Source organism: Pantoea sp. VS1 (assembly GCF_002207995.1).
GTDB classification, from domain to species: Bacteria; Pseudomonadota; Gammaproteobacteria; order Enterobacterales; family Enterobacteriaceae; genus Pantoea; species Pantoea dispersa.
In genome coordinates this window covers 107125-119403 of sequence record NZ_NHZE01000046.1, presented here as the reverse complement: position 1 = coordinate 119403, position 12279 = coordinate 107125, and the positions used below count along the sequence as shown (strand labels likewise).

12 protein-coding genes are annotated in these 12279 nt (G+C 60.1%); 6 read left to right on the top strand and 6 right to left on the bottom strand.

Annotation, left to right across the window (positions count from 1 at the left end; all coding sequences use genetic code 11):
- Positions 1-2 precede the first annotated feature (2 nt).
- Positions 3-1289: a methyl-accepting chemotaxis protein gene (locus CBW22_RS26910; protein ID WP_088517658.1), complete on the bottom strand. Its 1287-nt coding sequence runs from the start codon at positions 1287-1289 to the stop codon at positions 3-5.
- A gap of 409 nt (positions 1290-1698) precedes the next feature.
- Here CBW22_RS26910 and CBW22_RS19835 point away from each other — a divergent pair, with 409 nt between their 5' ends.
- Entirely contained in the window at positions 1699-2757 is a 1059-nt protein-coding gene (locus CBW22_RS19835) for an NAD(P)H-dependent flavin oxidoreductase (RefSeq protein WP_088517657.1), read from the top strand.
- Positions 2758-2786: 29 nt separating this feature from the next.
- Here the strand turns inward: CBW22_RS19835 and CBW22_RS19830 are convergent, their stop codons facing one another.
- The gene (locus CBW22_RS19830) at positions 2787-3173 is read right to left on the bottom strand and encodes an acyl-CoA thioesterase (RefSeq protein WP_088517656.1); all 387 of its coding nucleotides are present in this window, start codon (positions 3171-3173) and stop codon (positions 2787-2789) included.
- A gap of 335 nt (positions 3174-3508) precedes the next feature.
- Here CBW22_RS19830 and CBW22_RS19825 point away from each other — a divergent pair, with 335 nt between their 5' ends.
- Positions 3509-4849 (top strand): MFS transporter, encoded by a 1341-nt coding sequence (locus CBW22_RS19825; protein WP_021509507.1) that lies wholly within the window; start codon positions 3509-3511, stop codon positions 4847-4849.
- A gap of 123 nt (positions 4850-4972) precedes the next feature.
- On the opposite strand, the gene CBW22_RS19820 is transcribed toward CBW22_RS19825, so the two are convergent.
- Genes CBW22_RS19820 through CBW22_RS19805 form a run of 4 tightly spaced genes read right to left on the bottom strand, consistent with a single transcriptional unit; the run spans position 4973 to position 8938 of the window.
- On the bottom strand, positions 4973-6340 hold the full coding sequence (locus CBW22_RS19820) for an MFS transporter (protein ID WP_088517655.1): 1368 nt from the start codon (positions 6338-6340) through the stop codon (positions 4973-4975).
- Positions 6341-6378: 38 nt separating this feature from the next.
- Entirely contained in the window at positions 6379-7311 is a 933-nt protein-coding gene (locus CBW22_RS19815; RefSeq protein ID WP_088517654.1) for an SMP-30/gluconolactonase/LRE family protein, read from the bottom strand.
- Positions 7308-8246: a hydroxyacid dehydrogenase gene (locus CBW22_RS19810; protein ID WP_088517653.1), complete on the bottom strand. Its 939-nt coding sequence runs from the start codon at positions 8244-8246 to the stop codon at positions 7308-7310. Before CBW22_RS19810 ends, CBW22_RS19815 begins: the two co-directional genes overlap by 4 nt.
- Entirely contained in the window at positions 8246-8938 is a 693-nt protein-coding gene (locus CBW22_RS19805) for a methyltransferase (RefSeq protein WP_088517652.1), read from the bottom strand. Before CBW22_RS19805 ends, CBW22_RS19810 begins: the two co-directional genes overlap by 1 nt.
- A 170-nt stretch (positions 8939-9108) precedes the next feature.
- On the opposite strand from CBW22_RS19805, the gene CBW22_RS19800 reads away from it, so the two are divergent.
- The 4 genes from CBW22_RS19800 to argE all read left to right on the top strand — a co-directional run bounded on the left by CBW22_RS19800 (position 9109) and on the right by argE (position 12250).
- Complete coding sequence (locus CBW22_RS19800) at positions 9109-9822, top strand: IclR family transcriptional regulator (protein WP_088517651.1); 714 nt, start codon at positions 9109-9111, stop codon at positions 9820-9822.
- A 147-nt stretch (positions 9823-9969) separates the two neighbouring features.
- Positions 9970-10395 carry a RidA family protein gene (locus CBW22_RS19795; protein WP_021509501.1) on the top strand — a complete coding sequence of 142 codons (426 nt, stop codon included), beginning with the start codon at positions 9970-9972 and terminating at the stop codon, positions 10393-10395.
- Between the two features lie 13 nt (positions 10396-10408).
- A complete protein-coding gene (locus CBW22_RS19790; RefSeq protein ID WP_058758805.1) occupies positions 10409-11083 on the top strand; it encodes a DUF1028 domain-containing protein in 675 nt (224 codons plus the stop codon).
- 15 nt (positions 11084-11098) lie between these two features.
- Positions 11099-12250, top strand: coding sequence for an acetylornithine deacetylase (gene argE / locus CBW22_RS19785; protein WP_088517650.1), 1152 nt, complete (start codon positions 11099-11101; stop codon positions 12248-12250).
- Positions 12251-12279 lie beyond the last annotated feature (29 nt).

Below are 12279 nucleotides of genomic sequence, written 5' to 3'. Positions count from 1 at the left end.
TGTCACACATCCAGCCGGTGAATGACGTTCACAAACTCGTGTACGCCACTGTTGATTTCCCGCAGGCTGCGCGACAGCACGCTGATCTTCTCCTGTTCGGTCACCACAAATTGCCTGACCTCATCCAGTTGCTGATACATCTGCTGGATCAGGTCGGCATTTTGCTCCACGACCACGGATATCTGTTTGGTGGCGCTGGCGGTCGAGGCCGCCAGGCGGCGCACTTCACCTGCCACCACGCTGAAGCCACGTCCGGCCTCGCCGGCGCGTGCGGATTCGATGGCGGCATTCAGTGCCAGAATGTTGGTCTGTGAGGCAATCAGGTTGATGGTTTCCACCACGTCGCTGATGCTCCTGGCCGAGGCGGTGAGCTGCGCGCCAATTTCGGCGGCGGCATTCACCTGCTGCGCCACCAGCCCGGAGTTACGCACCGTTTCATCCAGCACTTCATTGGCGTTATCGGTAATTTGTGAGGTCTGCTCAGAGGTGGTCAGCGCGATATCCGCCACGCGCTTCGCCGCCTCGACGCGCGCGGTGATATCCGAGGCGATCTTAATCACTTTGTAGACCTTACCATCGCCGTCAAACACCGGGTTGTAGCTCGCCTCCAGCCAGATGCGCTCGCCGCTGGCGGTCTTACGCTCGAAGCGACCGACAAAATGTTGACCATTGCCAATTTTGCGCCAGAAGTCCGGGTTCTCGCGGTAAAAATTGTCGAAGCAGAACAGGCGATGATGCTGGCCGGCGATGGCTGGCAGGGTATAGCCCATGTGGGTGAGAAAGTTGGCGTTGGCGGTAATGATGTGACCGTCCGGCGTGAATTCAATCACCGCCATCGAACGGTCCAGCGCCGTTATCACCGCCTCTTTATGCTCCAGTTCCTGATGACGCGCAGTGATGTCGCTCGCGACCTTGATCACTTTGTACACTTTGCCACGCTCATCGCTCACCGGAAAATAGGTCGCGCTGAGCCAGAAGCGCTGATGCTGCTTGTTGAAACGCTCAAAAATGCCGTTCACCGATTTGCCGGCGGCCAGCGTTTGCCAGAAGGCGTAATAGTCGGAAGACTGGCTGTAAGCAGGGCTGCAGAAAATCCGGTGATGCTGTCCCTGAATTTCATGCAGCTGATAGCCGGTGACCTGTAAAAATTGTGCATTGGCGCTGAGGATTTCACCGGCCGGTGAAAACTCAATCCACGCAACATGCTGCTTTATCGCTTCAATATCCTTAGCAATGTCGCCACTTTTGGCAAATGGCAGAGAAAGGCTCGATTTTTTCACCCCGAACATGAGAGACCTCAGGCGCTTGGTATGCTGTTGAACGAAATGCAGGCGCAGATGTGCGCGTGCTAACGCATTCGGCGCGTCCAGTGGACGGCACCGCATGATTTCCCCGGTTGTCCATTACAGCCGTGCCACAGGCACAGGCTGCTGTCTCGCTGCGCACCGATGTGCGCAGGTGGGGTGTGTAATGGTGTTACCTGCCTGATGTTGTTAAAGCGCAAGCTGAAAGCTGTTTTTGCTATGCAACTTTGATTATCGACCGTGGCGTTAAAAATGTGAGAAAAAAGTGATCAACGCCGCGCGTGCGGGTAAGAAAAGTGTCCAGCGGACTTGTTAAAAGATGCATGTTAAATGTATGTTAATGCCCGAGACGTGACGCAATCAACGCCCGATGACGGGTTGGAGAAAAACCACCATGACGACCGCGCTGTGCCAGCTGTTAAAACTGCAGTATCCGCTGATTCAGTCACCGATGGCCGGTGTCGCCACGCCGCAGCTGGCCGCAGCGGTATCCAATGCCGGGGCGCTGGGATCGATTAGCGTTGGCGCGGCGACACCGCAGCAGGCGGCAGAAATGATTGCCCACACCCAGGCGCTGACGCGTGGCCCGATCAACGTCAACGTATTTTGTCACGCGCCGGCAAGGCGGGATGCCGCGCGCGAGGCGGCGTGGATCAGCCGGTTCAGTCCGCAGTTTGCGCAGTACCAGACGGCGCTGCCGCCAGCATTAACGGAGATCTATCAAAGCTTTTTGCACAATGAGGCGATGCTGACGGTGCTGGAGCAGGCGCGGCCGGCGGCGGTCAGTTTCCATTTCGGCATTCCCGATGCCACGGCCATCGCCCGGCTAAAGCAACGTGACATTGTCACGATGGCGACCGCCACCAGTCCGCAGGAAGCGCGGGCAATTGCGCGCAGCGGTATCGATATCATTGTGGCGCAGGGTTATGAAGCCGGTGGCCATCGCGGCCATTTTGATCCGGGCGCGCCAGACCAGCAGCTTACGACCGTTGCGCTGGTGCAGGCGATTCGGCAGCACACCACGCTGCCGGTGGTGGCAGCGGGCGGCGTGATGGAAGGTGCCGGCATCGCGACGATGATGAAACTCGGTGCCAGCGGTGTACAGCTCGGTACGGCGTTTGTGCTGTGTCCCGAATCGGCGGCCAGTGCGGCCTATCGTCGCGCGCTGCTGGCAGCTGGCGAGCGTGGCACGGTAATGACGGCGGCGATCTCCGGGCGTCAGGCACGCTGCGTGCGTAACGCATTTTGTGAATTGTGCCATGACGTAACGCCGGAGGAGATTCCCGACTATCCGCTGACCTATGCGCTGGGTAAAGCCCTGGCGGCGGCAGCGGCGGCGCACGGCGAGGACGGCTTCGGTGCGCAGTGGGCGGGTCAGGGCGTGGCGCGGGTGCGCGCGCTGCCGGCGGCACAGCTGGTGGAGACGCTGGTTGCTGAGTGGCAGCAGGCATAAAGCAGGCTGCTGCCACATAGTGCGTAACGTTACAGGCCGAGCGCGCGCGTTACCGCTTCCGGCATTGACGGCCGCCCATTGGCGAGGCAGGTGGCGACAAACGTGGCCTCGGCATATACCACGCCGTCGACCTTGATTTGCTGCACGAAGTTCACGCGATTGCGCTTCTCGTTCTGCTCCAGCGCGCAGGTGACTTCCACCTTATCGCCTTTCACCAGGCTCTTGCGGAAGCGCAGCGTGTACTCCAGCACCATGTAAATCTTGCCCAGACTGAACTCTTCTTCAATGTCGATACCCAGCGCCTCGCGCATGTAAGCGTGGCGCGTCCACTCCATGTAAAACGGGTAGTACAGCCCGTCGACCACGCCCTGAAAATCGATATGGCTTTCATCTACGTCATAGTGCTTTACGAACATTTTTGCATCCTGATAAGCGCGTTACGCGGTGAGGCAATGGGTATACCGCAGAATGACGCCGCGGGAAAACGGCAAGATGTTGCAAAGTAATTCCACTGTCGCCTGGCGGAATGAATGCTGGTATTTTCCCGTACTGCAGCAGAAACTGACAGCTGCATCACATATCCATAATCAACTGGCTACCTTTTTGTGACAAATCACGCAGCCCGGACACATTTTTCTGCGCAGGGTCGCGCGGCCAAACATAATGGTTTTACTATGTACACACACATTGTACAGAGTAAAACAACAACACTGGCCGATTTGCGTTAAGCCATGACTCTGTGAGGAACTCTATGTCTGACAAGATAACCCGCGCGGCCGCTGTGCCCGATATTGAGCAGCAGACCGTAAAACGCGTCATCTGGCGCATTCTGCCGTTCCTGATCGTCTGCTATCTGATCGCCATTATCGATCGCGGCAACATCGGCATGGCGTCCCTGCAAATGAATGAAGACCTCGGGCTGAGCAAAGCGGTGTTTGGCCTGGCAAGCAGCCTGTTTTTTGTTGGCTATTTTCTCTTTGAGGTGCCAAGCAACCTCGCGATGCAGAAGATTGGCGCCAAAATCTGGATTTCGCGCATCATGGTGACCTGGGGCATTGTCTCGGTGTGTACCGCGTTCGTCAGCAGTGCGGAAATGCTGTACGTGCTGCGCTTTCTATTGGGTGCCGCCGAAGCCGGCTTCTTTCCCGGCGTCATCCTTTATCTGACTTACTGGATTCCGGCGAAATATCGCGCGCGCGTAATTGCGACCTTTATGGTGGCGATCCCGGCAGCCAACTTTATTGGCTCGCCGATCTCGGGCGCAATCCTGACGATGGACGGCTGGTTCGGCCTGCGCGGCTGGCACTGGCTGTTTATCATCGAGGGGTTCCCGGCGATTGTGCTGGGCGTGCTGGCTTTCTTCCTGCTCAGCAACCGTCCGGAAAATGCCCACTGGCTGACCAGCGAACAGCGCAACTGGCTGAGCGGCAAACTGGCTGAAGAGAATGCACAGCGTAAAGCGATTGGTCATATCACCCTGTGGCAGCTGCTGCGCCACAAGCATATCTGGGTGATGGCGCTGATTTACGCCGGCGCGTCGGCAGCGGGTTCGACGCTGAGCGTCTGGTCACCGCAACTGTTGAAATCTTTTGGCCTGGATAACTTCACCACCGGTTTGATGAATGCGATCCCGTACGGTCTGGCATCGATTCTGATGATTGTCTGGGGCCGCAGCTCTGACCGTAGCGGTGAGCGTCGCTGGCACACTGCGCTGACGCTGTTCCTGATTGCCGGTGGACTGCTGGCGGCGTTCCTGACCGATACGCTGGCGGGCAGCGTGGTGATTCTGTCACTGGTGCTGATTGGTGCTTACTCGATGAAAGGGCCGTTCTGGGCGCTGGCCTCGGGCTGGATGTCCTCAACCACCGCAGCGGCCGGTCTGGCTGCTATCGGCGCGATGGCCAACCTGATTGGTGGCGGGCTGATGGTGAACGTTTACGGCATCATCAATGAGAAAACCGGCAGCCATGCGATGGCGATGATTCCTCTGGCGCTGCTGTGCGCGGCGGGCGGCATTGCGGTATTGCTGATGGGACGCAGCAAAAAGCTACACGTTGAAGCGGAACAGCCGGTGGCCAGCACCGGGAAATAATCTCATGAGCCTGTGCCAGGGAGGGCACGCATCTGGCTCATCACGTCTGACGTTATCCTGCTTTCATCCTCTAAAACATCCGTTTCCCGATGCGCCACAGGCACACCGGGAAACGCGGCGTTATTATCTCTGCTCAGCGCTGCGCTGGCGCCACGGATCTTTCACCATGGCGACCGCCAGTGCGCCAATCATCAGGACTGCCGCCACCGCCAGCAGCGCCCACATAAAGCCGCCGGTAGACTGACGCACATAGCCGATCAGCGAAGGGCCGAAGAAGCCGCCGAGATTACCAATCGAGACAATCATGGCTAAGCCGCCTGCTGCGGCATTGCCGGTTAAAAAGCCGGAAGGCAGCGCCCAGAACGAGGCCTGAAACGCCAGAATACCGCTGACGGTGCAGCACAGCGCCAGCATTTTGATCACCGGCGCATCGCTCAGCGCGCTGCACATCAGGGCTAAGGCGGCGATCACCAGCGCGCCGCTGATCCAGCGAATGCGGTGCGCTGATGCATTAGCGCGGCGCGCCCACAACAGCATGCTCACGGCACCGCAGACATAGGGCAGCGCGGCAAGAAAGCCGGTTGCCGTATGGCTCACGCCGAGCTGTTTGATGATCTGCGGCATCCACAGTCCCACGCCGATCGAACCCACAATGCCGCAAAAGTTAATAAACGCCAGCAGATACAGCAGCGGATTGCGCAGCGCGTCGCGCATCTGGGAACCGTGCGTTGCCGCGATTTGCTGCTGCTCATCGGCCAGCCGGCGGCTCAGCAACTGCTGTTCACGCGGCGCCAGCCAGCGCGCTTTCTCCGGCCGGTCGCTCAGCACAAACAGGCACATGATGCCGAGGAACACCGCCGGTAGGCCTTCAATCAACAGCAGCCACTGCCAGTTACGGATATGCTCATGGCCGGTGATCTGCATCAGCGCGCCGGAAATCGGTGAGCCGATGATATTGGCCACCGGAATGCCGACCAGGAACGCGGCGGTGATTTTGGCGCGCCAGCTGCCGGGGAACCAGTAGGTAAAGAACAGATAGATGCCGGGCGTAAAGCCGGCCTCTGCTACGCCGAGGCAGAAGCGCGCAACGGCAAAGCTGACGGGGCCGCTGATGAACGCGGTCGCCATCGAAATCAATCCCCAGGAAATCATGATGCGCGCGATCCAGATGCGCGCGCCCACTTTTTGCATGATCAGGTTGCTGGGAATTTCAAACAGGAAATAGCCGATAAAAAACATGCCTGCGCCGAAGCCAAACTGTTCGGCGGTGATGCCGAGATCGGCGTTCATGCCCAGCGCGGCAAAGCTGACGTTGGTGCGGTCAAGGTAGCTGACCACATAACAGATAAAGATAAACGGCAGAATGCGACGAAAGGCTTTGGCGGCCGCGTGCTCACTGTCCTGGAAATCCTGTTCGCTGAGCGTTTCATGGCGGGGTGGCACCGCAGCCGGCTGAGCCGGCGCAGGGCTGGATGTTGAGTGCAGGGTCATAGTAATCTCCGGTGCGTTCGGATGACGCAGAGTTGTAGTCAGAGAAACGAGGTATCGATGGCCGGCAATGCGCGGCCTGGCGTGTTCTGAGTGCAGGTCAGGATGCCGCCGCTGACCGATTCGGTGATAAACAATTGGTTAAGGTCGGCCCCGCCGAAGCACAGGTTGGTGGTGGAGCGACCCAGTGGACTGAGCAGAATCTCTTCCGGTTCAGCCAGATCGTTAAGACGCCAGACGCGCCCCAGGCCGGGATTGGCGATCAGCAGTTCGCCGCGCTGATTGATGGTCAGCCCGTCCGGGCCGCTGGGTCCGTGCGAGGTAAAGAACAGTCCAACTTTGCTCACCGAACCATCCGCCAGCAACGGCACGCGCCACACGCAGTTGCCGCGCGTCATCGCCACGTAGAGGATTTTCTCATCCGGCGACAGAACCAGGCCGTTCGGGCTTGGGCAGTTATCCAGCAGCAGATCCAGCCGGCCATCCGGACTGAGCCGATAGACGCGTCCGCTGGCATCGTGCAGCCCGGTCTGGCCCTGATCGGTGAAATAGAGATTGCCGCAACTGTCAGGCGTTAAATCGTTGACGCCGCGAAAGCTTTCGCTGTTACGCCGCGTCAGCCACGGCGTGATAGTGGCGCTGCTGATTGACAGCTTCATCAGGCCGTTACGGTAATCGGTGATGATCAGCGTGTCCGGATCGGTCAGCTTCATGCCGTTGGGCTCACCGTCATACTGCACCACCAGCTCCCAGTTGCCGCTCATATCAACGCGAAAGATGCGGCCATAGGGAATGTCGGTGACATACAGACAGCCGGAGGGATGCCACACCGGGCCTTCGAGAAAGGAGTCGGTAAGCTGGCCGCCGCGATTGGAGGCAGCCCAGACATTGCCGGCGTCCGGCCGGCGAAACGCTTCAGGCAGGCGCGAAAACAGCGTTAACTCGCGCACCTCCGGTACGGTGGGCACGGTCATGATACCGCCTCCTGCTCCTGCAGAACCTGTAACGCGTTGCGCGCGGCACCGGTGCCCATGCGCACGTAAGCATTGTCGCTCACGCCGCCAATGTGCGGCGTAATAATCACGTTGTTGAGCGACTGCCACAGATGCGGTGCAGTCAGCGGCTCGCTGGTGAAGCTGTCCAGTCCGGCGGCACGCAGCGTGCCGGTTTGCAGCGCGGTCGCCACCGCCTGATCGTCAATCAGTCCGCCGCGCGCGGTATTGACCAGAATAGCGCCAGGCTTAAAACGGGCGAGGGCGGCCGCGTTGATCATCTGGTGATTGCTGTCCGTCAGCGGACAGTGCAGCGACACCACATCGGCACGGCTGTACAGTTCATCCAGTGATTCTACCGCTTCACAGCCAGCCGGCAAGGTTTGCGCATAAGGATCGTAGGCCAGCACCTGCATACCGAAGGCCTGACCGATGCGCGCCACGCGGCTGCCGATGGCACCCAGACCGACCAGGCCGAGCGTGCGTCCTTCCAGCTCCAGTGATTTATGCTGGGCTTTATCCCAGTGTCCGTCGCGCATCCGGCGGTCCAGCTGCGGCACGGATTTAGCACAGGCGAGGATCAGCGCCCACGCATGCTCCGACACGGCAGCGGCATTGGCGCCCACTGCCGCGCGGACCGCAATCTGGCGTTCCGCCGCTGCCTGCTGATCGATAACGTCGATACCGCTACCGTGCTTGGAGATCACGCGCAGCGCCGGCGCGGCGTCCATGATGCGCCCGTTAATTTTGCCGTAGCGCACAATGATCGCCTGAGGGTTATGGCGCTCACACAGCGCGATCAAATCGGCTTCCTGCGGCTGGCGTCCGGCATAAATCAGCTGATAGTCCTGCAGCAGCTCGACGGCTTCAGCAGCCAGGTCGCTGCCGGTGATGAGGATCGTTTTTACGTTGCTCATTACAGAGATTCTCCTTCTGCTAACATACCCGCCGCGCGCAGGGCACCTTCCAGCCAGCCCGGACGCAAATCGCCCTGCTTAATACCCGCGATGCGGTGCGTTTCGGCGTCCAGCTTCTTCGCCGCCAGGGCAATGATGCGTTCCACATCCTGTTTAGCGATCACCACCACGCCATCGGCATCGCCGACCACCAGGTCGCCCGGCTCAATCGACGCACCGGCCACCGACACCGGATGGTTCACGCGTCCGGGAATACTTTTGGTGGGGCCGCTCGGGTTGAGGCCGGCAGCAAACACCGGATAGCTGCCCTGCGCGAGGGCGTCAGCATCACGCACCGCGCCATCAATGATGATGCCGGCGATGCCGGACGCTTCGGCCTGGGTTGCCATGATTTCACCCAGCAGCGCGCAACTGATGTCGCCTTTGCCGTCTACCACCAGCACATCACCCGGCTGGGCGATAGCCAGCGCTGCGTGAATTGCCAGGTTATCGCCCGGACGCACTTCCACCGTGATGGCCGGCCCGGCGACTTTCATCTGCGGCGACAGCGGCTTAACGCGGCCATGCAGGGTGCCGCGACGACCGGCGACATCGGCCAGAATCGCGGCCTGAAATGCGGCGGCCTGGCTGACGGACAGGGCGCTGACGCGCTCGATGTTGCGGTTGATCAGGTTATTTGCAGACACAGACATAATTCACCTCGTGGTTTGTTTTACCTGGTACAACAATGTTGTACAATATAAAACAACTATATCGACGATCTGACGCCGCATGCCAGTGTTACGAAGGTGTTTGTGATGTAAACACGATGTGACTCACAGTTTTCAGGTACACTCAGGACGGCACAAATCAGGAGGAAAAAATGGGAAATGAAGGCGTTAATGCGGTGGAGAAGGCGTTGTCGCTGCTGGATTGTTTTAAGCCGGGCGAAGAGAGCCTGTCGCTGACTGCGCTGTCGCAGCTTTCCGGCTATCACAAAACCACTGTCTATCGTCTGATGAACTCGCTGGAAAGGATGGGCTATGTGGTGCGCAGTGACAGCGGTGTCTACACGCTCGGCCCGCGTCTGTTATACCTCGGCAAGCTTTATGAGCAATCATTCCATCTGGCCAGAGTGGTGCAGCCGGAATTGCAGGCGCTGGCAACGGCGACCAACGAGAGCGCCAGCTGGTACGTACTGGATAACGGCCAGCGTCTGTGCCTGTTTCGTGCTGAATCGTCTGATGGCCTGCGTCATACGCGCCTGCCGGGGACGATTTTTCCGCTCGATAACTCAGCCATCAGTAAGGTGCTGCGTTTCTGGGGCATGAATGAAAATCTCTTCGATGCGCTGCCGTCGCTGCCGATATTCAGTTCGGGCGCGCGCGATCCGCACATCGCGGCTTTTGCCGTACCGGTATTCGCCGAAAATGACCGGCTAACCGCTGCGCTGGCGCTGACCGGCCCGGTTTCGCGTCTGACGCTGAATCGCAAAGATGAAGAGTTAGGCGTGTTGATGCGCGAAGCGGCTGCACGCCTGTCAGCCAAACTGGGCGCGCGCAAAGCATTTTGTGATGCGGTTTATGCGGCTAAGTAAGGCTGCGCATTAATCACTCACCGGCGGGCCAGCAGGCCTGCCGCACTCCTTCGGATTTTTCAAAGCAACACCTCAGTTAATGCTGTTTTCCCTGCTGCGCTAAGCCCGGTATACCTTGCGGAAACCAATTAAACGCTGGCAGGCATCATGAGCACCCATACCCGCATCCGCAAATTCAACACCAAAGATACCTATCCTAATCAGTCGCTGGACAACGACCTGTGTCAGGCCGTGCGCGCTGGCAACACCGTTTACGTGCGTGGCCAGATTGGCACCGACTTCGAAGGCAACCTGGTGGGGCTGGGCGATCCGGCAGCGCAGGCCGAGCAGGCGATGAAAAACGTGAAGCAACTGCTCGAAGAAGCGGGCAGCGACCTGTCGCACATCGTGAAAACCACCACCTACATCATCGACCCGCGCTATCGCGAGCCGGTGTATCAGGTGGTGGGCAAGTGGCTGAAAGGCGTGTTTCCCATCTCCACCGGTCTGGTGATCTCGGGACTGGGCCAGCCGCAGTGGCTGATGGAGATCGACGTGATTGCGGTGATCCCCGACGACTGGCAGCCGCAATAAGGAGCGCCGCATCATGACGTTATCGATTGTTGGACGCTGTGCGAAAACCGGCCAGCTGGGCATTGCGGTCAGCTCGTCGAGTATTGCGGTCGGCGCACGCTGTCCGTGGCTGCGCGCCGGCGTCGGCGCGGTCTCCACACAGAACATCACGCTGCCGGCGCTGGGCCCGCGCATTCTTGATCGGCTGAGTCAGGGCGAGACGGCGCAGCAGGCGCTGCAGAGCGGCCTTGCCAGCGATGACTTTTTTGATTATCGCCAGCTTACGGTGCTGGCGGCCGACGGCAGCAGTGCCTGCTTCAGCGGAACGCACACGCTGGGGGTGAATCACGCGCTGTGCGGCAGCGACTGCGTAGCGGCCGGTAATTTGCTGGCGAATCCCGAGGTGATTGCGGCGATGGTCAGCGCGTTTACGCAGCAGCCGGGCGAACTGGCCGCACGGTTAATCGCGGCCATGCAGGCCGGGATGGCCGCCGGAGGCGAAGCCGGGCCGGTTCATTCGGCGGCGCTGGCAGTGGTGGGCGAACCGTCGTGGCCGCTGGTTGATCTGCGCGTTGACTGGACGGAGGGCGATCCCATCGCAGAACTTCATCAGCTGTGGCTGGCCTATCAGCCGCAGATGCAGGATTACCTGACGCGCGCGCTCAATCCCACGCTGGCACCCCGTTACGGCGTGCCGGGTGATGAATAAGCGTGAGGAGACGCGATGCTGACCAGCCGTAACCTGCTCGAACACCTGGTGGCTTTCGACACCACCAGCCGCGAATCCAATCTCGCGCTGATCGATTTCTGCTGGCGCTACCTCAGCGGGCTGGGCGTGACCTGTGAACTGATGCACAACGCAGAACGCAGCAAGGCCAATCTCTATGCGCGGCTCGGGCCAGCCGGCAGCGGCGGGGTGATGCTATCGGGCCACAGCGATGTGGTGCCGGTTGATGGCCAGACGTGGACGGTGCCGCCGTTTGCGCTCACCGAACGCGACGGCAAGCTGTACGGACGCGGCACGGCAGACATGAAAGGTTTCCTCGCCTGCATGCTGGCTGCGGTGCCGCATTTTCTCGCCCAGCCGCTGCGTCAGCCGCTGCATCTGGCTATCTCCTATGACGAAGAGGTGGGCTGCCTCGGCGTGCGCTCGCTGGTGGATTCGCTGGCGCAGCGCAGCGATCGACCGGCGATCTGCCTGATTGGCGAGCCGACAGAACTGCGTCCGGTGCTGGGCCACAAAGGCAAGCTGGCAATGCGCTGCGAAGTGCAGGGCGCGGCCTGCCACTCGGCGTACGCGCCGCAGGGCGTCAATGCGATTGAATACGCCGCGAAGCTGATCCAGCGCTTAACCGTCATCGGTGAACGTCTGGCGGCGCCGGAACGACAGGATGCGCGCTTCGATCCGCCATTTAGCACCGTGCAAACCGGGGTGATCCACGGCGGACGCGCGCTGAATATCGTGCCTGACGCCTGCAGTTTTGATTTCGAAGTGCGCACGCTGCCGCAGGAGGATGCGCAGCAGGTGGCAGAGGAGCTGGTGGCGTATGCGCAGCAGACGCTGGAACCGCAGATGCGCGCGGTGCAGCCCGCCAGCGCCATCCGCTTCTCGCCGCTTAGCGCCTATCCAGGGCTGGATACCGCCGCGCACAGTGCCGCGGCACAGCTGATTGCCCGGCTAAGCGGCAGCGACAGCTTCAGCACCGTGGCGTTTGGCACTGAAGGCGGACTGTTTGCCGCCGCCGGCATCCCCTGCGTGGTGTGCGGTCCCGGCAGTATGGAGCAGGGCCATAAGCCCGACGAATTTATCACCCTCGCACAGCTGGACGCCTGTGACAGCCTGTTACGCCGGCTGGCGACCTGGATGTGCGAATGAACCCGCGACGAGCCACCCCGTCCGAATCC